The sequence below is a fragment of the Streptomyces krungchingensis genome, assembly GCF_054729265.1.
In genome coordinates this window covers 2,363,742-2,386,787 of sequence record NZ_JBPUKY010000001.1, presented here as the reverse complement: position 1 = coordinate 2,386,787, position 23,046 = coordinate 2,363,742, and the positions used below count along the sequence as shown (strand labels likewise).

The window sequence follows — 23,046 nt, the reverse complement described above, 5'->3', positions numbered from 1 at the left end:
CTGCTGGGCGTGGGTGTGCGACTGCGCGGCGTCGGCGTGTGGCTGCTGGGCGTCGGTGTGCGTCGGCACGGCATCGGCGTACGGACGCGCGGTGCCGGCCTGCGACCGCGCGACATCGGCACAGGAGTGCTCGGTGCCGGGGTGCGATCGCTCCCCGGCGGCGTGCCCGCGCTCGTCGGCCGTGTGCTCAGCGGCGGCGTACGAGCATGAAGCGCACCGGCGTGCCCGGCACCGCCTGAGCGGCTGCCGGGAGGTCGGCGGACCGGACGACCGCGATCACCGGGTACCCGCCGGTGGTCGGATGGTCGGCGAGGAACACCACCGGTCTGCCGTCCGGCGGTACCTGGACGGCGCCCAGGACCAGGCCCTCGCTGGGGAGTTCGCCGGAGACGGCCCTCTCCAGCGGGGGCCCCTCCGTCCGCAGGCCGATGCGGTTGCTCGCGGAGGACACCCGGTACGGGCGTGTGGTGAGGGTGCGCAGCGCCGACGCCGTGAACCAGTCGTCGCGCGGACCGGGCGTCACACGCAGCACCAGTTCCGAGGGCGGCGCGACGTGCGGGACGACGTCCACGCGCGCGTGGAGCACGCCGGGCGGGCCCACGGGCAGCACCGTGCCGTCCGTGAGGGGCGCCGGGCCGAGGCCCGAGAGGAGGTCGGTGGAACGGCTCCCGAGGACCGGATCCACGGACACGCCTCCCGCGACGGCCATATAACTGCGCAGCCCCGCGCGCGCCGAGCCGATGTCCAGGAGCGCCCCGGGGGGCACGTGCACAGGGGCGCCCCAGGCGGCGGGAGCGCCGTCCACGGTCACCGGGCACGGCGCTCCCGTCACCGCCACGACGACCGCCGAACGCGGCCGCAGGGCGCAGCCGTCGAGCGTCGTCTCCAGGACGGCCGCCTCCGCCGGATTGCCGACGAGCCGGTTGGCCAGTGCCGCCGCGGGCGGGTCGAGCGCGCCGGAGCGCGGTACGCCGAGGTGTGCGTGGCCGGGGCGGCCCTCGTCCTGGACGGTGGTGAGGGCTCCGGAGCGGACGACGGACAGGGCACGGTCCGTCATGAGCGCCCCGCCGGGACGAAGCGGACGCGGGCACCCGGTGTCAACAGCGCGGCGGGCACGCGCGCGTGGTCCCACAGTACCGCGTCGGTCGTGCCGATCAGCTGCCAGCCGCCCGGCGACGCACGTGGGTACACGCCCGTGTACGGGCCGGCGAGCGCCACGGAACCCGCCGGGACCGCCGTACGCGGGGTCGCCCGGCGGGGCACGTCGTACCGGGACGGCAGCCCCGTGAGATAGCCGAAGCCGGGGGCGAACCCGCAGAAGGCGACCCGGAACTCGGCCGCCGCGTGGATCGCGGGCACCTCCCGCTCGTCGACACCCCACAGCGCCGCGACGTCCGCCAGGTCGGGGCCGTCGTAGCGCACGGGGATCTCGACGGCGCCGTCCGCGCGCGCGGGCAGCGGCGGGATGTGCCACGAGGGCAGCCGCCCGGCCAGTCCCACGGGGTCGTCCACACCGTCCAGGAGGACGGTACGGGCCGCCGGCACGATCTCCCGCACGGACAGGGACCCCTCGGCGCGACGGCGCAGCAGCTCCGCGTGCAGCGCCTGGGCGGCGTCGCCGGAGGGGACCTCGACGAGCAGGGCGCTCTCCCCGACGGGCAGCGCCCGCACGCCGTCCCCCCGAAGCCGGGCCGCCGTCCCGGTCCCGGCGGACGGGGCGGAGCCTTCGCCGAGGGTCGTGGCCGTCATGCGAACGCCTCCACGCGGACGCCGGAGGACTCCAGGCGTTCGCGCACGCGGCGGGCCAGGTCGACCGCGCCCGGGGTGTCCCCGTGCAGGCACAGGGAGCGTGCCCGGACGGGGATGCGGGTCCCGGACAGGGCGCTCACCTCACCGAGGCGGGCCAGCCCCACCGAGCGCTCGACCACGGCCTCGGCGTCCGTGATGACCGCGCCGTCCTGGCCCCGCGGCACCAGCGTGCCCTCCTCGGTGTACGCGCGGTCCGCGAACGCCTCGGTGGCGGTGGGCAGTCCGGCCTGTTCGGCGAGTTTCAGGAAGCGGGACGACGGCAGGCCGAGGACGGGCAGGGCGGCGTCCGCGAGCCGGACGCCCTCGACGACCGCCGCCGCCTGCTCCTCGTCGCGCACCACCCGGTTGTAGAGCGCGCCGTGCGGCTTCACGTACGCGACACGTGCCCCGGCCGCGCGCGCGAAGACCTCCAAGGCACCGATCTGGTACGCCACTTCGGCGGCCAGCTCGTCCGGCGGCACGTCCATCGCGCGCCGCCCGAACCCCGCCAGGTCCCGGTAGGAGACCTGGGCACCGATCCGCACGCCGCGCTCGGCCGCCAGCGCGCACACCCGCCGCATGGTGGCGGCGTCCCCGGCGTGGAAGCCGCAGGCGACGTTGGCGCTGGTGACGACGGACAGCAGTTGTTCGTCGTCGGTCAGCCGCCAGCGGCCGAAGCCCTCGCCGAGGTCGGCGTTGAGATCGATCGGGGTCATGGGGAGCGGTCCCTCCTGTTCGGTCGTCGTGGGCCGCGTCACGCCACGCGGTACTGCTCGTCACGGGTGTCCGTGAGGAACATCTGCCCGGGTGCGTGGGTGATCGCGAAAGGGGGTCGGGAGGCCATCACGGCCGCCTGGGGCGTGACACCGCAGGCCCAGAACACCGGGATGTCGTCCGGCGCGAAGTCCACGGGATCGCCGAAGTCGGGGCGCGCGAGGTCCTCGACGCCCAGCCCCGACGGCTCACCGCAGTGCACCGGCCCGCCGTGCACGGCGGGCAGCAGACTGCTCTCCCTGATCGCCGCGGCCAGGTGCTCGGGAGGGACCGGGCGCATCGACACCACCATCGGGCCGTGCAGCCGCCCCGCGGGCCGGCACTGACGCGCCGTCACGTACATCGAGACGTTGCGGCCCTGTTCGATGTGGCGCATCGGTACCCCCGCCTCGCTCAGCGCCCACTCGAAGGTGAAGCTGCACCCGATGAGAAAGGACACCAGGTCGTCACGCCAGCGGTCCAGCACGTCCGTCGGCTCGTCGACCAACTCGCCGTGCTCCCACACCCGGTAGCGCGGAAGGTCGGTGCGCAGGTCGGCACCCTCGGCGAGCGGAGTGGTCCAGGCGCCGGCGTCGGTGACGTCCAGCACCGGGCAGGGCTTGGGGTTGCGCTGGCAGAACAGCAGCATCTCGTACGCCCAGTCGGCGGGGACCGAGATGAGGTTCGCCTGCGTGTGGCCGGCGGCGACCCCCGCGGTGGGGCCGGACAGGCCCGAACGGTAGCGGGCCCGCGCCTGTGCGGGCGTCCACGCGTGCGCGTGGCCGTCGCGGTCGGGCGCGTCCGGCGCGCGCAGTTGCCGGCCGGGGAGGCTCGAAGGGCGCATCTGGAGGGTGTCCTTCACAGGAGTTCCTTCCCGCGCGTCTCGGGGAGCCCGAGGAGGGCCACCGCGGCGAGGGCGTAGCCGATCGCGCCGAAGACCAGCGCGCCGCCCACACCCCAACTGTCCGCCAGGAAACCGACGGTGGTGGGGAAGACCGCGCCCACGGCACGCCCGGTGTTGTACGTGAAGCCCTGCCCCGTGCCGCGCACCGCCGCCGGGTACAGCTCGCTCAGGAACGAGCCGAAGCCGCTGAAGATGGCCGACATGCAGAAGCCCAGCGGGAAACCGAGCACCAGGAGCAGGTCGTTGGCGCCGCTGGGGATGTTCGCGTACGCGAGGATGCAGGCCGCCGACAGGATCGCGAAGAGCAGGATGTTGCGCTTGCGGCCGAGCTTGTCGGTGAGGTAACCGCCGGTGAGGTAGCCGATGAAGGCCCCGGAGATCAGGAACGTGAGATAGCTGCCGGTGCCGACGACGGACAGACCGCGTTCCGTCTTCAGGTAGGTGGGCACCCAGGTGGCCAGCGTGTAGTAGCCGCCCTGGACTCCGGTGGAGAGCAGGACCGCGAAGAACGTGGTGCGCAGCAGGCCGGGACCGTCGGCGCCCGCGGGCTTGAAGATGGCGGCGAACGAGCCCTTCCGGACGCTCTTCTCGCGCTGGGCGGCCGCCTCGGGCGCGTCCTGCACCTTGCGGCGGACCCAGACGACGAGCAGTGCGGGCAGCGCGCCGGTCCAGAACATCACGCGCCAGGCGAGGTCGTCGTCGACGTACTGGAAGACCAGCGTGTAGACGACGACCGCGAGCCCCCAGCCGACGGCCCAGGAGCTCTGGACCGCGCCGAGCGTGCGGCCGCGGTGGCGCGGGCTCGCGTACTCCGCGACCAGGATCGCGCCGACCGCCCACTCGCCGCCGAAGCCGAGGCCCTGAAGGGCCCGGAACACCAGCAGCGTCTCGTAGTTGGGCGCGAAGCCGCAGGCCACGGTGAACACCGCGTAGGTGGCCACGGTGAGCAGCAGCGCCTTCACGCGCCCGATACGGTCCGCGACGACGCCGGCTACCGCGCCGCCGATCGCCGAGACGACCAGCGTGACCGTGGTGAACAGGCCGGTCTGGCCGCTGTCCAGGCCGAAGTACGCGGCGAGCGCGACCATGCTGAGCGGCAGCGTGAAGTAGTCGTACGAGTCGAGGGCGTAGCCCCCGAAGGCGCCGGTGAAGGCGCGGCGGCCCCGCGGGCCGAGCGCCCGCAGCCAGCCGAACGCGCCGTCCTGATCGGCGGGTTCGGGTGCGCCCGGCCGGGCGTCGGGGGTCAGGGCCTGGGACGGAGGGGTTGTGCTCATGGGCACCTCACAGTGAGGGGACGGAGGGTGCTTTGGGCTGAGCGGTGCGGCGCGCGGCGGCGGACGCCGGAGCGGTGCGTGTGCGGGTCGGCGGCCTGCCGTGCGCGGTCGTGCGAGCGGTGCGGGTGCGAGTCCTGCGGTCCGGCGTGTGCGGGTCCTGCGGCCTGTCGTGTGCGGTCGTGCGAGCAGGTGCGTGCGTCTGCGGTTCGTGGCTGCGCCGCACGTGCGTCCGCAGCCGATCGAGCAAGCCGATCGAGCAAGTCGAACGTTCAACACCTATGCGGTTTTATGGGCGATTTGCTCGAAGTCGTTCTGGTGGTGCGGTGAAGCCGAGCGGATGACGCCTGACCGTCAAGGTAGAGGATCGTTGAACGATCCCTCAATACCCATGTTGTTTCGTTCTTGTATCTGCGATTGAATTCCGGGCATGGCAGAGCTGACGGGACTGGCCGACGATCGCGCCCTGCTGGGCCGCACCAGCACCGCCGAGCGGGTCTCGGACATCCTCAGGAGCCGTATCGCCGACGGGTTCTTCCCGCCCGGCACGCGCTTGTCCGAGGACAGCATCGGCGGGGCGCTCGGCGTCTCCCGCAACACCCTGCGGGAGGCCTTCCGGCTGCTCACGCACGAACGGCTGCTGGTCCACGAGCTCAACCGCGGCGTCTTCGTGCGGGTGCTGACCGTCGACGACGTCGAGGACATCTACCGCACCCGCTCCCTCGTCGAGTGCGCCGTGGTCCGGGGCCTCGGCGAGCCGCCGTACGCCGTGGACGGCCTCGCCCACGCCGTCGCCGACGGACAGCGGGCGGCGCGCGAAGGCGACTGGAAGGGCGTCTCCACCGCCAACATCCACTTCCACCGGGAACTGGTGGCGCTCGCCGGGAGCGACCGCACCGACGAGCTGATGCGCAGCGTCTTCGCCGAACTCCGCCTCGCCTTCCATGTCGTGGACGACCCCCGGCGGCTCCACGAGCCCTACCTCGTCCGCAACCGTGACATCCTCGGCACCCTCCAGGACGGCGACCGGGACGGCGCCGAGCGACTGCTCGCGGTCTACCTCGACGACTCGCTCAGAGGCCTCGTCGAGGTGTACGGGCGGCGGGTGGCCGACGCGGCGCAGGGCACCGCCTGACCTGGTCCGGGGGGCCACCCCCGGGCCCGTCGTGACCGCCGGTCGCATCTGCGTCGTTTCGACCGTTGTCAGACCGAGGACCTAGTCTGTGCACCGTGACTTCGCCTGCATCGACGGACAGCGTTCCGCCCCAGCTCAGCGCGGGGCCGCGCCCGGCACCGGGCCCGGCCGCCGACGAGGGTCTGGCGCGGCGCCTGCGCGCGCTCGCCTGCACCGCGCCGCTGCACGACCTCGACGCACGCAAGGCGAACCTCGCCGGTGAGTACACGGTCTACGGAATGGCGGAGATCGCCCTCGCCGCCATCGACCTCGTCACACTCAACATGGACTTCGACACAGGCGCCGACCACGACCAGATAGTGGCCAGGCTCATCCCGCGCATCGCCGCGCAGGCCCCGCGGCGGCCCGTCGCCGAGCACGAGCGCGTGGCCCGCTGGGTCCTGGAGAACCTGATCAACGTCGGCAGCGTCGACCGCGGCTTCCGCGCGGTGTACGGCACCTTCGCGCCCGACGGCTCCTACGTCCGCCGCGACTACGACTTCAAGCTGATCGAGGAGGTGCCCGGATACGGCGGCAGCGTCTACCTCCGTACGACCGACGAAGCGGTCAACGTCCTCGTCGGCGCCCTCGACACCGACGTCACCAGCGCGCAGATCGCCGCCGAGGTCAAGCTGGAGGTGCTGATCAGCAGGGGCCGGCTCGCGGACGCCCAGCTCGCCGCCGAGCAGGCCCGCTACCGCACCGTGCAGTACTCCGAGACGCTCCGCCGGGCGCTGGACGCGACCCGCCGCAATGTGCGGGCCGTCGACTGGCTCCAGGCCGTCCCGGACATGATCGCCGAGGCGCTGGACCACGTGGCCGACCGGTACCGCCACGAGAACGCGATCCTCACCAACATCCGCAAGGCCCGGGACGAGTCCGAGGATCCGGAGCACAAGCGGCGGGCCGCCGAGCTCGTCGACATCGTCAAGGACTGCATCCGCAGGCACACCCAGCTCCAGTCCCGGCTGCTGGAGGCGGGCCCCCTGTTCCGCGCGGAGCAGGACCGGCAGGCCTTCGCGACCCCCATGACGACGTCCGGCATCGACCTGTACGGACATCTCGTCGCCCCCGTGCTGCCCCTGCCGGTGGAGCGGGCACTGCGCGTCACCGACGCCTTCTTCGCCCGCGGGACGGGGCTGCGCACCCCCGTCGCCGTACGCGTCGGGGATCTCGTCGACCTGCTCCTGACACCGCCCCTGGAGCGGGAGCACCTCGGCGCCGAGATGCCCGAGCCCGATCTGATCGCCACGCCGGACGACAGCCGGTTCAGCGAGGAGCAGCTCGCCTCGGCGACGGAGCTGCTCGACCTGCCCGCGGACGCGCCGCGCCGGCTGTCCGGACTCCTCGCCGAAGCCCGCCGCCGCGACCCCGAACTGCCCTACCTGGTCGCGCTGCTGGCCGTCCACGCGGCCAGCCCGCCGGTCGGCACCGCCTACCGGCAGGGCGAGGAGAAGCTGCTCTTCGCGGTGGACGACGGCACGGAGCTGGACGACCCGGAGTTCGGCGGCGCCGACCTCATCGTCGGCACGGCCCTGCTGGACGCGGCGGGGATGGCGGCGGACCGCACGGAAGCCGCATGAGATGCCGGACCGCATCCGGACGCGGGACCGGACCGACGCCCGCCTGACCCCGGCCGGACGCGGCGCCCGGCCCCGCGACGGAGCCTGGGCGACGCCGGCCGGGAGCCGCGTGAGCGGCCAGGACACCCGGCCCGGCGCAAGCCGCACGAGACACCGGGCGACAGCCCCCTGACATTGACGTACGTGATGAAGCAGACCCCGACCAAGGAGCCCCAGCCGTGACCGAGCACGTCGAGTGGAGTGAAGCGGAGGCCACCGCCGCCCCGGCGCACGCCCCCGTCACCCCGGCCGACGCCGCCGACGCGGCGCGGCTCGTCGCCTTCGGGCTCCAGCCCAAGCTCCAGCCCGCCCGCGACCAGGAGTACACCGAGCTGCTGCGCCGCTACCGCGAGGACCCGCCGTTCGCACGCCTCGCCGACGCCGTGGCCGCCGGACTCGGGCTGGTCGTGCTGGAGGTGTCCCCGCGCGCGGGGATGGCGGTGACCGCCGCCGAGGACTCCGTGTTCGCCGTCCGGATGGGCGACTACGCCCGCCGCGCCTCGGCCGACTCCGGCGACCGCTTCCTGCACGGGCTCGCCCACCTCGCGATCGCCGCCCTCGCCTTCCCCCGCCCGGAGGACCTCGCGGACGACGGATACATCGGACGCGTCTCGGTCAACGGCGTCGACGCGTTCGTCCGACAGGCCTGCCGGCGCCTGGAGGAGCGGGCGGGCGACCAGGGCGAGAACACCGACCCGGCGACGGACGCCCCGGGCCTGGAGGCGGCCTGGCGGATCTGGGCGCGCCGCAGCTCCACCGGCGCCACCAAGGACGCGAGACGACTGGCCGGCTCGACCACCGGCATCGTCGGCAAGGCGGCCGCCTTCCTCACCGACTCGGGATTCCTCCAGCGCACCGGCGACGACGCAGGAGGCACCTACCGCACCACGGCCCGCTATCAGCTCCAGGTCCGCGACATGGCGGGCAGCGCGGCCATGGCCGAACTCCTGGAACTGGGCGTCGTCCCGGTGACCGACGGCACCGCGACCCTGATGCCCGCCGAGGACACCGACGACCTCGAGCTGGCCGCCGACGCCGGACTGCCCTTCCACTCCTGACCGACTCACCCCCCTCACGACTACGAGAGTCCGCCGCCATGTACGAGCTGTCCCGGGTCCGCCTCTACTCCATCGGGCCTGCCGGTGCGCGCTACGCCGACACCGTGCTGGACCTGCGGGGTGTCGGCGAGCCCGTGCCCGACCCCGCGCCCATCCAGGCGGAGTTCTTCGAGGAGGAGCCGGTCGGGCCGCCGCGCCGGCCCGCTCCCGCGGGCGTGCTCTTCCTGGAGAACGGCGGCGGCAAGTCGGTGCTGCTCAAGCTGATCTTCTCCGTGATGCTCCCCGGCCACCGCAACACCCTCGGCGGCGCCAGCTCCGGCGTCCTGCGCAAGTTCCTGCTCGCCGACGACTGCGGGCACGTCGCGCTGGAGTGGCAGCACACGCTGACCGGCGAGTGCGTCGTGGTCGGCAAGGCCAGCGAATGGCGGGGCCGGCAGGTCTCCAACGACCCGCGGAAGTTCGCCGAGGCCTGGTACTCCTTCCGGCCCGGCCCCGGACTGAGCCTGGACAATCTGCCCGTCGCCGAGTCCACCGCCGTGCGCCCGCCCGTGGAGGGCGCCTCCGGGGCACAGGGACGACGCCGCACCATGAAGGGCTTCCGGGACGCGATCACCGAGGCCGGGAAGGCGTACCCGCACCTCGAAGTGCACTGGGAGGAGATCCACGACCGGTGGAACGAACACCTCGGCGACCTGGGCCTGGACCCCGAACTCTTCCGCTACCAGCGGGAGATGAATGCCGACGAGGGTGAGGCCGCCGGCCTCTTCGCGGTCAAGAAGGACTCCGACTTCACCGACCTGCTGCTCCGCGCGGTCACCGACACCCGGGACACCGACGGACTCGCCGACCTGGTCGGAGGCTTCGGCAACAAGCTGGGGCGCCGCGCCGAACTCATCGCCGAGCGCGACTTCACGGCCGGCTCCGTCGAGCTGCTCGGGCGGATCGTCGAGGTCAGCGAGGCGCGCGCACGCGCGCGTGACATCCACGCGGGCGCGGAGCGGCGCACCCGGACACTGGCACGCCGGCTGTCCGCCCGTGCCGTGCAGGAGCGCGTGCGGGCCGGTGAGCTCGCCCAGCGCGTGACCGCCGCCGCGTACGCCGTCACCCACGCCGAGGGCGCCCGCGAGCGCAGCGCCCTGATCGCCGCCGAACTCGCCTACCGGCACGCCTCGTTGGCGCTGGCCGGGGCCGAGAAGTCCGCGACGGCACAGAAGCGCGAGCTCGCCGACGCGCGCACCCTGCACTCCGCGTGGCAGGCCGCCGAGGCCGTGCTGCGGCACCGCGCGGCCGCCGACCGCTCCACGCGCGTGGCCGCCGCGATCCGGGAGGCCGAACGCGACGCCGCTCCCGCGCTCGCCGCGCGCGCCAAGGCCGCCGTCGACCTGGTCCGCGCCCTGCACCGCGCCGCCGAGAGCGCCGAGACCCTCGCCAACGAGGAGGAGGAGCGCTCGGCCGGTCTCCAGGAGGCCGGCGAGACGGCCTACGCGGACTCGACCGCCGCGGCGACCGCGGCACAGCGCGCCCGCAGCGAGGTCGGGCATCTTCGCCAGCGCCTCGCCGAGGTCGCGCAGGAGACCGCCGAGGCGGTGCGCGCCGGCTGGCTCGACGACAGCGCTCCCGACGCCGACCCGGCCCGCGCCGCGCTCGCCGCCAGCGACGCCGAGAAGACGGCCGTCGCCTCCTGGGACACCGCCCGCGAGGCCGCGCGCCGCGCCTCCGAGCACGCCCGCGAGGCGGCCTCCGCCGAGTCCCGCGCGGAACTGACGGCCGCCCGCGCGGCGGACGCCGCCACGGCGGCCGAGCGGTCCCACGAGGCGGAGCGCCGTACGGCGGAGACGCTGGCCGAGGAGGAGCGGCTGGCCGAGCTGCTCGGTCTGCCGGGCGCCGCCCGCACGGTCCGCGGCACCGTGCCCGTACCCCGCACCGGCGACGGCCGGGCCGAGGACGCCCGCCGCGGCGCCGCCCACGGCAAGGAAGACGGTGCCGGGGAGGGGCGGAGCGGCGCGGACGACACCTGGGACACGGCCGAGAGCCCCCTGGCCCCGCACGAGTTGGACCACTACGCCGACGAGCTCCGCGAGCTCCTCGACGACGGGGTCGCCGCCGCCGAGCGCCAGCTGTTCGAGCTGCGGACCGCCGCCGCGGACGACGCGCGCATCCTCGGCGCCCTCGGTGACGGCGGCCTGCTGCCGCCGGGCCCCGACGTGCTGGCCACCGTGGAGTACCTCGGCGAACACGGCATCCCCGCCCTGCCCGGCTGGCGCTATCTCGCCCAGGCCGTCGACCCCGCCGACCACGCGCGCGTGCTCGCCGCCCGCCCGGAGCTGGTCGACGGCGTGATCATCACCGACCCGGACACGCACGCACGGGCCCGCGAGGTGCTCGGCGACGCCGCGCTGCTGCCCCGTTCGGCCGTGGCCGTCGGCACCGCCGCCGCGCTGCTCGCCCCCACTCCCGCCCCCGACACGGGAGACGGCGGAGTCTTCCTCGTACCGCCGAACCCGGCCATGCACGACGAGCACGCCGCCGACGAGGAGCGGCAGACGCTGCGCAGCCGCGCCACCCGGCGGGACGAGGAGATCCGCGTCCTGGCCGGACGGCTCGCCAAGGACCGCGAGCTGGCGGCACGCCTCGCGTCGTGGCGCACCGGATGCCCGGCCGGGCGGCTCACCGAGCTCGCGACCGCCGCGGGGGAAGCACGCGCGTTCGCCGACGAGGCCGAGGCGGAGCTGGCCGAGGCCCGCACCGTCCGGGCGGAGGCCGACGAGGCCGCGGCCGAAGCGGCCCACGTGCGCGACGAACGCCAGGAGGCCGCGCAGCGTGCCCGGCGTGCCGCCGACGCGCTCGCCGGGCTGGCGTTCCGGCTGCGTGAGCGCGCCGGCTGGCAGGTCAAGGTCCGTGAACTCGCCGACGAGGCCGCGGAGTCGGAAGCTCGCGCCCAGGTCTGCCTGGAGCGCGCCCGCGCCGCCGACGAGGACCGCCGTGCCGCCCAGCGCGCCGCCGACGACGCCCGGCGCACGGCCCGCGCGCTGCGCGCCGAGCGCGCGGAGATCGCCGGCGCTCCCGACGACGTACCGGAGGACGGGACGGCAGCGTCGCAGTCCCCGCTGCCCGCGCTGCGCGAGGCCTACCGCGCCGCGTCCCAGGTGTACGAGAAGGTCGGCGTCGGCGCCGACCTCCGCGCCGAGCAGGCCCGCGCCGAGAGCGACGAGAGCGCCGCGCTCGCGGAACTGGACCGGCTCAGCAACAAGGTACGCACGCGCGCGGCCCAGCTCCTCGAATCGCCCGACGGCTCCGACGGGCCCTCCCGGCAGGCCGCCGCCGCCCGTGCCGAGGAGCTCGTGCAGCTCCTGGAGACCCGCATGTCGACCGCGAGCGAGCAGCTCGGACGACTGCGCGGCGAGGCCGAGCGGCACGCGCCCGAGGACGGCGAGGCCCACACCCGGCTGCCCGAGGAGATGCTGCCCCGCGACGCCGAGCACGCGCAGAGCCTGCTGCGCACCGCCACCGGCGAACTGACCTCCCGTGTCGAGGCGTTGGACCAGGCCCGCGAGGCCCATGCCGAACTGCTCACCGCCCACCGCGCCGCCGAGGACGCGGCCGGCGGCTTCGACGAGACGTCCGCCCTGCTCAGGGACCTCCTGCGCGAGCACACCGACGAGGAGCAGGAGGAGCCCGAGCCCTACCCCGGCACACTCGAGGAGGCACGCCACTCCGCCGCCGAGACCCGCCGCTCACTGCGTGGCTGCGCCGCCGACCTGTCCGCCGCCGAGTCCGCCGTCCGCGAGGCCGGTGACGTCCTCGTACGGCATGCCAACTCCACGCGGTACGAGCAGGTGCGCACCCCCGCGCGGCAGCAGATCCGCGAGCTTCCCGCCGCCGCGCTGCCGGAGCACGCGCAGAAGTGGGCGGACGCGTTCGCGCCCCGGCTGCGGGTGCTGACCGACGAGCTGGCTCAGCTGGAGCGCAACCGCGACTCGATCGTGGACCGGCTGCGCGGGCTCGTGGAGTCGTCGCTCGCCACCCTGCGGTCCGCGCAGCGGCTGTCCCGCCTCCCCGAAGGGCTCGGCGAGTGGTCCGGGCAGGAGTTCCTGCGGATCCGCTTCGAGGAACCCGACCAGGCCACGCTCACCGAGCGGCTCGGCGAGGTCGTCGACGAGGCGACCCGCGCGGCGGTCAGGAAGAACTCGGACATGCGCCGCGACGGCATGTCGCTGCTGCTGCGCGGAGTCGGTGCGGCGCTCCAGCCGAAGGGCATCGCCGTCGAGATCCTCAAGCCGGACGCGGTGCTGCGCGCCGAGCGCGTCCCGGTCGGGCAGATGGGAGACGTCTTCTCCGGCGGACAGCTGCTCACCGCGGCCATCGCCCTGTACTGCACGATGGCCGCGCTGCGGAGCAACGACCGCGGCCGCGACAAGCACCGCCACGCCGGCACGCTCTTCCTCGACAACCCCATCGGCCGCGCCAACGCGACGTACCTGCTGGAGCTCCAGCGGGCCGTCTCGGACGCGCTCGGCGTCCAGCTCCTGTACACCACCGGCCTGTTCGACACGACGGCGCTCGCCGAGTTCCCACTGGTGATCCGGCTGCGCAACGACGCCGATCTGCGTGCCGGTCTGAAGTACATCAGCGTGGAGGAGCACCTGCGGCCGGGCCTGCCGCAGCAGGCACAGGCGGGGGAGGCCGTGCACAGCGAGATCACGGCGACACGGATGTACAAGCGCCCCGCGCCGAGCACTCCGCAGCCCTGAGCCGTGGCGGGGAGCCGCGCGCCGGCCCGGCGCGCGGCTCCCCGACGCCTCCGACGGGACGCCCCGCGGACGCCCCCTCGCGGAGGTGCCGTCAGGCGTCCTCCTTCAGCAGGTCGGCGCACTTCTCGCCGATCATCATCGTCGTGATGCACGGATTGACGGAGATGAGGTCCGGCATCACCGAGCCGTCCGCCACCCGCAGACCCGCGACACCCTTGACCCGCAGTCGCGCGTCGAGCGGCGCCGAGGCGTCGTCGTCCGCACCCATCTTCACCGTGCACGACGGGTGATAGACGGTGTTGTGGGTCTTGTGGATGTAGTCGAGCAGTTCGTCGTCCGTGCGCACATCGGGACCGGGAGCCAGCTCCGCGCCCGTCCAGCCGCTCAGCGCGGGCTGTCCGGCGATCCGGCGGGCCAGCCTCAGGCCGTACGTCATCACCCGCACGTCGTGCTCGTGAGTGAAGTAGCGCGGATCGACCATCGGCTTGTCCCGGTAGTCGCGGGTGCGCAGCCGCACGGTGCCGCGCGACTTGGCGCGCGTGACGTTCGGTGTCAGACAGAAGGCGTTCTCCGACGTGGGGAAGCCGTGCCGGGCCGTGTTCATGTCGAACGGCACCGAGCCGTAGTGGAACATCAAGTCCGGGCGGTCCAGGCCCGGTTCGGTGTCGTAGAAGATGCCCGCCTCCCACCACTGGCTGGACGTGGTGGTCATCGGCTGACGGGCCTCCCACATGATGACGCCCTCGGGGTGGTCCTGGAGGTTATCGCCGACGCCGGCCGCGTCCACCACGACCTCCACGCCCACCTCGCGCAGATGCCCGGCCGGCCCGATGCCGGACAGCATCAGCAGCTTGGGGGTGTCGATGGACCCGCAGGACACGATCACCTCGCGCCGGGCGCGCACCGTCCACGTGTGGACCAGGTCCGGGTCGAGATACTCCGCGCCCACGCAGCGGCGGCCGTCGAGCACGAGCCTCTTGGCCCGCACCCCGGTGCGCACCTCCAGGTTCGGGCGCTTGCCCATGACCGGATGGAGGTAGGCGACCGACGAGGACTGCCTGATGTTGTTCTCGTCGGAGTTGATCTGGAACCAGTTGGCGCCGCGGATCACGGTCGTACCGGTGTTGAACGCGGTGATCGGGATGCCCGCCTGCGCGCAGGCCTCCAACAGCGCCGCACCACAGGGGTCTTCGCCCTTCAGCGTGCGCAGCTTCACCGGGCCGCCTCGGCCGTGGTGGTCGCCCGGCGCGTCGTTCGACTCCAGCCGCCGGTAGAGCGGGAAGAGGTCGGCCGCGCTCCAGCCCGAACACCCGGCGGCCGCCCAGTCGTCGAGATCCTCCGCGGGGGCCCAGAAGGCGATGCACGAGTTGTGGGAGGAACAGCCGCCGAGCACCTTCGCGCGGGCGTGCCGCATGAAGCTGTTGCCGCTCGCCTGCGGCTCGACGGGATAGTCCCAGTCGTAGCCGGACTCCAGCAGGCCCATCCAGCGCTCCAGTTTGAGGACGCTGTCGTCGCCGACGTCGCTGGGACCGGCCTCCAGGACGCACACGGTGACGGACGGATCCTCGGAGAGCCGGGCGGCGACCACGTTCCCGGCGGTGCCGCCGCCGACCACCACATAGTCGAACTCGTCGATGCTCATGAGCGGGTGACCTCCTTCAGTCGGCCGTGGGGGCGGCGAGGGGAGACGTGGCGGCCGGTGACTCCAACCGGTGCTCGGCGAGCACACCGGTCCGGTGCCGCTGGACGAACCAGTAGTAGGCGAAGCCGCCGCCCGCGATGACGGCGACGAACAGCACCGCGCCCCAGCGCAGATACCAGTGGAAGGGCGCGGCGGCGTTGTACACGGAGGCGCGGGGCCAGATCAGGTTGAGCGTCATGGCCGCGCCCCACACCACGGCGACGATGTTGACGAGCAGACCCCAGCGGCCCAGGCTGAACCGGCCCTCGCCCGCCGGCTGCCAGGTGCCGCGCAGCCTGGCCACCAGCATCGGCGCGGTGACACCCAGATAGGCGAGGTAGATCATGATGATGCCGATGCTGGTGACGACGGTGAAGATCTGCGGCTGGCGGATGTTGACGACGAGGATCGCCACCGCCAGGACACCGATGATCACCGCGGGCAGCACCGGGGTCTTGAACCGCGGACTGACCCGCGCCATCAGGGCGGACGCGGGCAGATTGTTGTCCCGGGCCATCGCGAAGGCCAGCCGGATGGCCGCGGTGTGTACGGCGAGCGCGCAGACGGTGACCGCGATCAGCACGCACCAGAGCATCGCCTTGCCCGCCGTCGGACCGAGCACGTCGAGCACGATGTACTGGAGGCCGTCCGTGGACAGCTTGTCGCCCTTGAGGCTGGAGACGCTCATCAGCGCCAGCAGCAGCACGAGTCCGCCGAGGATGAACGAGGCGACGATGGCGCGGATGATGGCGCGCGGGGCGTTGCGGGACGGGTCCAGGGACTCCTCGCCGAGCGAGGCGGCCGTGTCGAAGCCGTACATCACGTACGCGGACGCCAGCGAGGCCACGAGGAACGCGCCCAGGTAGCCCGTGGAATGACCGGCCCCCGTGCCGGCGGTGTCCGTGACGACCTGCGGTCCTCGCGTGATGTGGACGGCGAACAGCACGATGAGGACGACGGTGGCGATCAGTTCGATGAAGACGCCGGCGCTGTTGATGGTGGCCATCAGCTTCACACCGAAGGCGTTCACCAGGGTCGTGAACAGGATGAGCACGGTCGCCAGGACGACCGCGTTGGTGGCGACGTCGTACGTGCCGGTGCCGTCCCCGACGAACTGGAAGACGTCGGAGATCTGGGGCAGCGTGAGCTGGTAGGCGAGCGCCACGGCCGAGATCGACACGATGGAGGCGATCAGCATCATCCAGCCGGCGAGCCAGCCGAGGTGCGGATTGCCTATCTTCTTCGACCAGTTGTAGACCGAGCCCGCGACCGGATAGCGGGCCGCGAGTTCCGCGAAGCAGAGCGCGACCATGAACTGGCCGCCGAAGACCATCGGCCAGGACCACCAGTAGGCGGCGCCGCCGCTGCCGTAGCCGAAGTAGAAGAGCTGGAAGGTGCCGGTGAGGATGGAGATGTAGCTGATGCCGGCGGCGAACGTGTGGAAGTTGCCCAGGGTGCGTTTGAGTTCGGGCTTGTAGCCGAACTCGGCGAGTTCGGCGTCGTCGTGACCCTGTGGGTCTGTCGGTTGCTCGGTTGTCGTCATGAGCGGACTCCAGGTGGGCCTGGGGGAGGGATGAGGGAGCGGCTCCTGCGGGTGCCGGGACCGGTGCGGGGACTGCGCGCGGTGCGGTGTGCGGGATGGTGCGCGGTGCGGTGTGCGGGATGGTGCGCCGTGTGCGGTGCGGGACGGTGCACCGCGTGCTGTGCGGTGTGGTGCGCTTGGTCGTACGCGGTGTCGTGCGTGCGTGGTGCGCATTGTGGCGTCAGGGCGACGTCAGGCGAACCACCCCTGCGGGGACGGGTCGGTGTTCCGCCAGATGTGCTTGGCCTCGCGGTACTCGGCGAGGCCGGACGGCCCGAGCTCGCGCCCGGAGCCGGACTGCTTGAATCCGCCCCACTCGGCCTGCGGGACGTACGGGTGATAGTCGTTGATCCACACCGTGCCGAGGCGCAGCCGGGCGGCGACCCGCTGGGCCTTGGCCTCGTCGGTGGTGAAGACCGCGCCCGCGAGACCGTAGACCGTGTCGTTCGCGAGCCGCACCGCCTCGGCCTCGCTGCGGAAGCGCTCCACGGTGAGCACGGGCCCGAACGACTCGTCCTGGACCACCGACATGCCGCCGGTGCACTCGTCCAGCACCGTCGGCAGGTAGTAGAACCCTTCGTCGAGCCCTTCGGGACGGGCGCCGCCGCAGCGCAGCACCGCGCCCTCCGCGAGGCCCCGGGCGACGTACGCCTCGACCTTGGAGCGGTGCGCCTCCGAGATCAGCGGACCGGTCTGCGCGTGCTCGTCGAACGGCCCGCCGAGCCGGATCCGCCCGGCGCGCCGCACCACTTCGTCGACGAACCGGTCGTGCAGCACGTCCTCGACCAGGAGCCGCGCGCCCGCCGAGCAGACCTGCCCGGAATGCAGGAAGACGGCCGTCAGCGCCATGTCGACCGCCGTCTCGAAGTCGGCGTCCGCGAAGACGATGTTGGGGTTCTTGCCGCCGAGTTCCAGGGCGACCTTCTTGACCGTCCCGGCCGCCGCGGCCATCAGCCCACGGCCGGTCCCGAGGCCGCCGGTGAACGAGACGAGGTCCACGTCCGGATGGTCGGCGAGGGGCGCGCCCGCCTCCGGACCCGCGCCCAGCACCAGGTTGGCGACGCCCGGCGGGAGCCCCGCCTCGTCCAGGAGGCGCATCAGACGGATCGCCGTGTGCGGGGTGAGCTCGCTGGGCTTGAGGACGAAGGTGTTGCCCGCCGCGAGGGCCGGCGCGACCTTCCACGCGGTCTGCAGGAGCGGGTAGTTCCACGGTGTGATCAGCGCGCAGACCCCGACGGGCTCGTACACGACACGGCTGTCGACGGTCGCCGAGCCCGTGTCGACGACCCGGCCGGCCTCGGCGGCGGCCAGCCGACCGAAGTAGCGGAAACAGTTCGCGACGTCGTCGATGTCGTACTCGCTCTCGACGAGCCGCTTGCCGGTGTCGAGGGACTCGGCGCGGGCGAGCGCGTCCTTGTCGCGCACGAGGAGGCCGGCGACGCGCAGCAGCAGATCGCCGCGGTCCGCGGGCGCGGTCGCGGGCCACGGTCCGTCGTCGAAGGCGCGGCGCGCGGCGGCGATCGCGTCGGCCGTGTCCTTGCCGCCCGCCTCGTCGACGACGCCGACCGGGGAGCCGTCGGCGGGACAGCGGATCTCCCGGGTGCGCCCGTCCAGCGCGCCCCGCCAGGAACCGTCGATGAACAGATCAGGCATGCGGGCCTCCCAGCTGCGTCGTCAGCCACTCGTGGAAGATGCCGATGTGGTGCTCGGTGGGGACCAGCACACCGCCCCTGCGGTACGCCCGCGACGCCATCGCCGGCTGCGTCCGCTCGCAGGCCGCGAAGTCCTGCTCGTTCACGCGGTGGAAGAGCTCCACCGACTTGGACACGTCCGCGCCGGACGCGACGACCTCCGGCGCGTACAGCCAGTCGCACTCGACGACCGTGCGGTCCTCGGCGAGCGGGAACATGCGGTGCAGGATGACGTGGTCCGGGACGAGGTTGATGAAGACCGTCGGCTTCACGGTGATCGCGTAGTAACGGCGGTCCTGGTCGTCGGAGACCTCGGGGAGCCGGGCGAAGCCCTCGCTGCCGTCGACCGTGAACCCCTTGATCCCCTCGCCGAACTCGGCGCCGTGGCCCACGTAGTACTGGGCCGCGAACCCGTCGGCGAACTCCGGCAGCACGTCGGTGAGTTCGGGGTGGATCGTCGCGCAGTGATAGCACTCCATGAAGTTCTCGACGATCAGCTTCCAGTTGGCCTTCACGTCGTACGTGATGCGGCGGCCGAGCGCCAGGTTCTCGGTGCCGTAGTGCCCGATGGCCGCCGCGTCGCCGAGCCGTTCCACCGCCGCGCCCGTCACTGTCTCCTCGAAGGAGGGCGGTTCGTCGGCCAGGCACACCCAGGCGTATCCCAGCCACTCGCGCAGGGCGACCGTGACCAGGCCGTACTCGGCGCGGTCGACGTCCGGCATCTTCGTCAGGTTCGGCGCGGCGACGAGCCTGCCGTCGAGGTCGTACGTCCAGGCGTGGTACGGGCATTGGAGACTCCGGCGGACCTCCCCGGACTCCTCTGTGCACAACCGGGCCCCGCGATGGCGGCAGATGTTGAGGAAGGCGCGCAGCTCGCCCGTGCGGGAACGGGTGACGAGGACGCTCTCGCGGCCGACCTGCACGGTGCGGAAAGCGCCGGGCCCGGCCAGGTCGGCGGAGCGGACGGCGCAGAACCACATCGACTCGAAGAGCCGCTCCTGCTCCTGCCGGAAGATCTCCGGATCGGTGTAGGAGCGCCCCGGGAGGGTGGCGATCAGGCTGGGCGGGAGGGGGGACGGGGAGACGGGGATCGTCGTCACGTGCGGACTCCTCAGGCGGGCGCGGCGGCGAGGCGGCTGGGGTCGAACAGGCCGATGGGGTGCTCGGTGGTGCCCTTCAGCGCGAGGTCGGCGAGGATCTCGCCGACGACCGGCACGAACTTGAAGCCGTGTCCGGAAAATCCGCCGGCGACGGTGACGGACTCCGGGTGCGCGGGATGCCGGGCGATGACGAAATGCTCGTCGGGAGTGTTGGAATACAGGCAGGTGGCGGCCTTGAGGAAGCTGCCGGGCAGGTCCGGGATGCAGCGGGACATGTGGTCGGCCATGGCCCGCACCTCCTCGTCGTGCACGGTCCGGTCGATGGTCTCCGGGGTGCACTCGACGCCCTTGCGGAAGAAGGCGACCTTGGCGCCCAGCTCCGGGCCGTCGATGGCGGGGAAGCCGTAGACCTGGACGCCGGCCGCGTCCTCCCAGATGTAGATCGGATGGGCGTCGGGGACGAACGGCCCGGTCCCGCCGCGCGGCTGGAACCAGTACATGACCTGCCGCTCGATCCGGAACGGCACACCGAGGTCGGTGAGCAGCTGTGGTGCCCACGCGCCGGGGCAGATCACCAACTGGCCCGCGGTGTAGGTGTTCTCGGCCGTGTGGACGCGCACGCCGTCCCGGTACGGCTCCCAGCGCGTCATCGGCTCTTCGAAGTGCAGGTCGGCGCCCTGCCGGGTGGCGAGCTGGAGGTGGGCGGCGACGGTGTTCTCGGGGCGCAGCAGGCCGGCGCGCGCCTCGTAGAGCGCGACCTCGTCGTCGTGCGGGGCGAGCGTCGGGAAACGGCGGCGGATCTCGGCGGCGTCCAGCATCTCGTGCGGCAGGTCCCACCGTTGGGCCGAGAGCAGCGAGCCGGAGACCGTCCGGGAGTCCGGGGGACCGACCATGACACCGCCGCAGAGGGTGGCGATGTCGCGTCCCGTCTCCCGCTCCAGCTCCTCGTACAGTTCGTACGCGCGCAGCAGCAGCGGCACGTACGCCGGGTCCTCGAAGTAGGACTGCCGGGTGATGCGTGAACCGCCGTGGCTGGAACCGCGGTTGTGCACGGGGCCGAACTTCTCCAGACCGAGCACACGCGCGCCGCGTGCGGACAGGTGGTGGGCGGCGGCGCTGCCCATGCCGCCGAGACCGATCACGATCACGTCGTAGGTGGGGGACACGAAGGCCTCCTGAGGGCGTGTCAGCGGCGGATGCGGGTCATCTTCGGGTCGAAGAGGGGCTCTTCGGCGATGGTCGCGGGAATCTTCTCGCCGAAGTAGTCGATGTGCACGCCGGTGCCCGTCGCCAGGGCGGGCAGCCAGGCGTACGCGACGCAGCGGCCGAGCGTGTAGCCGTACGAGGCGCTGGTGACGTAGCCGGCGGGGGTGCCGCCGACGTGGACGGGTTCCTTGCCGAGGACGACGGAGGCGGGATCGTCGAGGAGCAGCGGGGTGAGCCTGCGCGCGGGTTCCGTCCCGGCGAGGCCCTGGAGCTCCTCCTGGCCGACGAAGCCGTCCTTGTCCATGCGGACCGCGAACCCCACGCCCGCCTCGTACGGGTTGTGCTCGTCCGTCATGTCGACGCCCCAGGCGCGGTAACCCTTCTCCAGCCGCAGGGAGTTGAACGCCGAGCGTCCCGCGGCGATCACGCCGTGCGGCCGCCCCGCCTCCCACAGCGTGTCCCAGAGCCGCAGCCCCAGGTCGGCGGTGGTGTACAGCTCCCAGCCCAGCTCGCCGACGTAGCTCAACCGCAGGGCGGTGACCGGGACATGGCCCAGGTGGGTCTGCTTGGCCCGGAAGTAGCCGAAGCCCTCGTGCGAGAAGTCGTCGTGGGTCAGCGGCTGGACGAGGTCGCGGGCGAGCGGCCCCCACACGCCGATGCAGCAGGTGCCGGAGGTGATGTCGCGGAGGTGCACGTCGCCGGGTGCGTGGCGGATCAGCCAGTCCAGGTCGGCGGGAGAGTTGGCGCCCACCTGGAACCGGTCGGGGGCGAGACGCGCGACGGTCAGGTCGGAGCGCACACCGCCGGTCTCGTCGAGCAGGAGCGTGTAGGTGACCGCTCCGGGCTTCTTGCGCAGGTTGTTGGTCGTCATGCGCTGGAGGAAGCCGAGGGCGCCGGGGCCGGTGACCTCCAGCCTGCGCAGCGGCGTCATGTCGTACAGGGCGACCTTCTCACGGGTCGCCTTCGCCTCGGCCGCCGCAATCGGGGACCAGTGGCGGGCCGACCAGGCGTCGCGCTCCGGCAGGCGCAGGCCGTCCGCGAGCGGGGCGTTCGCCTCGTACCAGTGCGGGCGCTCCCAGCCGCCGCCCTCCAGGAAATACGCGCCGAGCTCCTGCTGCCGGGCGTGGAAGGGGCTGACGCGCAAGGGACGCGGCTGCTCCATCGGCTGGAGGGGGTGCAGGACGTCGTACACCTCGACGAACTGCTGTGAACCGCGTTCACGCACATACGACGGTGAACGCTGCGCGTCCTCGAAACGCGTGAGGTCGCACTCGTGCAGGTCGAGGGACGCGCGCCCGTCCACCATCCATTCGGCGACCGCCTTCGCCACACCCGCGGAGTGGGTGACCCAGACGGCCTCGGCCAGCCAGAAACCGCGCAGTTCACGGGACTCGCCCAGGACGGGCATGCCGTCCGGCGTGAACGAGAACACGCCGTTGAAGCCCTCCTCGACCTCCGACCCACGCAGGGCGGGCAGCAGCCGGCGGCAGTCGTCCCAGCTCGGTGCCCAGTCCTCGGCGGTGAACGGGTACGACGACGGCATCGGCATGTCGTTCGCGCGCGCCTCGTCGTAGGCGAGGACGGCGAACGGGTCGACCGGCAGCGGCCGGTGGGCGTAGCTGCCGATGCCGATCCGGTCGTGGTGCTCACGGAAGTACAGGTCGCGGTCCTGGAAGCGGAGGATGGGCCGGGACGCCTCGGCGACCGCGCCGGCCAGTTCGGGCAACGGCCGCGTCTTCGCGTACTGGTGCGCGAGCGGTTGCAGGGGCACGTCGACTCCGGCCATGCGCCCGATGACCGGGCCCCAGAATCCGGCGGCGGAGACGACGTGATCGGCGGGGAAGGAACCGCGGTCGGTGACGACGGCGGTGACACGGCCGTCCTCCCGCTCGATTCCGGTGACCGTGTGGCGGTCGAGGAATCGGGCGCCCCGGCTCTCGGCGCGCTCCATCTGGGCGCGGGCCGCGGGCAGGGCGCGGGCCAGCCCGTCGTCCGGGGTGTGGAAGCCGCCGAGCACCGCCGACTCGTCGAGCAGCGGCCAGAGTTCCTTGCAGCGGGCGGCGCCGACGACCTCGCCGCGCACTCCCCAGGACGCGGCGTATCCCGCCCTGCGGTGCAGGTCGGCCAGGCGCCCGGGGGTGGTCGCGAGCTCCAGACCGCCGACCTGGTCGAAGCAGGAGACGCCGTCCACCCGCAGGGATCCGAACTTCTCCACGGTGTACCGCGCGAACTCCGTGAGCGTCTTGGACGGGCTGGTCCGGAACACCAGGCCCGGTGCGTGGGACGTGGAGCCGCCGGGCGCGGGCAGCGGCCCCTGTTCGAGAACGGTGACGTCGGTCCACCCGCGTGCGGTCAGTTCGTCGGCGAGCGAGCAGCCGACGATGCCGGCGCCGATGACGACGACCCGGGGACCGCGCGGGCGGGTTGCGGGCGTGGTGGACATGCCCCTCCTTGCCGGGGTGCGG

General features: G+C 73.0%; 16 protein-coding genes. 5 read left to right on the top strand and 11 right to left on the bottom strand.

The annotated features are described in order from the left end of the window. Window positions 1-9 precede the first annotated feature (9 nt). The gene (locus ACSYGO_RS10665) at window positions 10-210 is read left to right on the top strand and encodes a hypothetical protein (RefSeq protein ID WP_460386564.1); all 201 of its coding nucleotides are present in this window, start codon (window positions 10-12) and stop codon (window positions 208-210) included. Here the strand turns inward: ACSYGO_RS10665 and ACSYGO_RS10660 are convergent. From ACSYGO_RS10660 to ACSYGO_RS10640, 5 genes are all read right to left on the bottom strand, one after another. Further along, complete coding sequence (locus tag ACSYGO_RS10660; protein ID WP_426681747.1) at window positions 188-1,057, bottom strand: 5-oxoprolinase subunit C family protein; 870 nt, start codon at window positions 1,055-1,057, stop codon at window positions 188-190. The two genes, ACSYGO_RS10665 and ACSYGO_RS10660, sit on opposite strands and share 23 nt — an antisense overlap. After that, window positions 1,054-1,671 (bottom strand): 5-oxoprolinase subunit B family protein, encoded by a 618-nt coding sequence (locus ACSYGO_RS10655; protein ID WP_426681786.1) that lies wholly within the window; start codon window positions 1,669-1,671, stop codon window positions 1,054-1,056. The genes ACSYGO_RS10660 and ACSYGO_RS10655 overlap by 4 nt, the downstream gene beginning before the upstream one ends. A gap of 74 nt (window positions 1,672-1,745) precedes the next feature. After that, window positions 1,746-2,504, bottom strand: coding sequence for a LamB/YcsF family protein (locus ACSYGO_RS10650; RefSeq protein WP_426681748.1), 759 nt, complete (start codon window positions 2,502-2,504; stop codon window positions 1,746-1,748). Window positions 2,505-2,542: 38 nt separating this feature from the next. Continuing rightward, window positions 2,543-3,385, bottom strand: coding sequence for a putative hydro-lyase (locus tag ACSYGO_RS10645; RefSeq protein ID WP_426681787.1), 843 nt, complete (start codon window positions 3,383-3,385; stop codon window positions 2,543-2,545). Between the two features lie 14 nt (window positions 3,386-3,399). Beyond that, on the bottom strand, window positions 3,400-4,719 hold the full coding sequence (locus ACSYGO_RS10640) for an MFS transporter (protein ID WP_426681749.1): 1,320 nt from the start codon (window positions 4,717-4,719) through the stop codon (window positions 3,400-3,402). 427 nt (window positions 4,720-5,146) lie between these two features. On the opposite strand from ACSYGO_RS10640, the gene ACSYGO_RS10635 reads away from it, so the two are divergent. The 4 genes from ACSYGO_RS10635 to ACSYGO_RS10620 all read left to right on the top strand — a co-directional run bounded on the left by ACSYGO_RS10635 (window position 5,147) and on the right by ACSYGO_RS10620 (window position 13,321). Then, the gene (locus ACSYGO_RS10635; RefSeq protein ID WP_426681750.1) at window positions 5,147-5,851 is read left to right on the top strand and encodes a GntR family transcriptional regulator; all 705 of its coding nucleotides are present in this window, start codon (window positions 5,147-5,149) and stop codon (window positions 5,849-5,851) included. Window positions 5,852-5,946: 95 nt separating this feature from the next. After that, window positions 5,947-7,473 (top strand): hypothetical protein, encoded by a 1,527-nt coding sequence (locus ACSYGO_RS10630; RefSeq protein ID WP_426681751.1) that lies wholly within the window; start codon window positions 5,947-5,949, stop codon window positions 7,471-7,473. A 218-nt stretch (window positions 7,474-7,691) separates the two neighbouring features. Beyond that, a complete protein-coding gene (locus ACSYGO_RS10625) occupies window positions 7,692-8,570 on the top strand; it encodes a hypothetical protein (RefSeq protein ID WP_426681752.1) in 879 nt (292 codons plus the stop codon). Window positions 8,571-8,608: 38 nt separating this feature from the next. Beyond that, window positions 8,609-13,321: a hypothetical protein gene (locus tag ACSYGO_RS10620; RefSeq protein ID WP_460386563.1), complete on the top strand. Its 4,713-nt coding sequence runs from the start codon at window positions 8,609-8,611 to the stop codon at window positions 13,319-13,321. A 91-nt stretch (window positions 13,322-13,412) separates the two neighbouring features. Here ACSYGO_RS10620 and ACSYGO_RS10615 read toward each other — a convergent pair whose 3' ends face one another. The 6 genes from ACSYGO_RS10615 to ACSYGO_RS10590 form a co-directional block, all read right to left on the bottom strand. Continuing rightward, the gene (locus ACSYGO_RS10615; RefSeq protein ID WP_460386562.1) at window positions 13,413-14,963 is read right to left on the bottom strand and encodes a GMC family oxidoreductase; all 1,551 of its coding nucleotides are present in this window, start codon (window positions 14,961-14,963) and stop codon (window positions 13,413-13,415) included. Between the two features lie 16 nt (window positions 14,964-14,979). Next, window positions 14,980-16,545 (bottom strand): APC family permease, encoded by a 1,566-nt coding sequence (locus tag ACSYGO_RS10610; protein WP_426681755.1) that lies wholly within the window; start codon window positions 16,543-16,545, stop codon window positions 14,980-14,982. 231 nt (window positions 16,546-16,776) lie between these two features. After that, window positions 16,777-18,237, bottom strand: a complete 1,461-nt coding sequence (locus tag ACSYGO_RS10605) for an aldehyde dehydrogenase family protein (protein WP_426681756.1) — start codon at window positions 18,235-18,237, stop codon at window positions 16,777-16,779. Then, window positions 18,230-19,375: an aromatic ring-hydroxylating oxygenase subunit alpha gene (locus ACSYGO_RS10600; protein ID WP_426681757.1), complete on the bottom strand. Its 1,146-nt coding sequence runs from the start codon at window positions 19,373-19,375 to the stop codon at window positions 18,230-18,232. The genes ACSYGO_RS10605 and ACSYGO_RS10600 overlap by 8 nt, the downstream gene beginning before the upstream one ends. Before the next feature lie 11 nt (window positions 19,376-19,386). Next, a complete protein-coding gene (gene solA, locus ACSYGO_RS10595; protein WP_460386561.1) occupies window positions 19,387-20,541 on the bottom strand; it encodes an N-methyl-L-tryptophan oxidase in 1,155 nt (384 codons plus the stop codon). A 20-nt stretch (window positions 20,542-20,561) separates the two neighbouring features. Beyond that, window positions 20,562-23,024 (bottom strand): GcvT family protein, encoded by a 2,463-nt coding sequence (locus ACSYGO_RS10590; RefSeq protein ID WP_460386560.1) that lies wholly within the window; start codon window positions 23,022-23,024, stop codon window positions 20,562-20,564. Window positions 23,025-23,046: the final 22 nt, after the last annotated feature.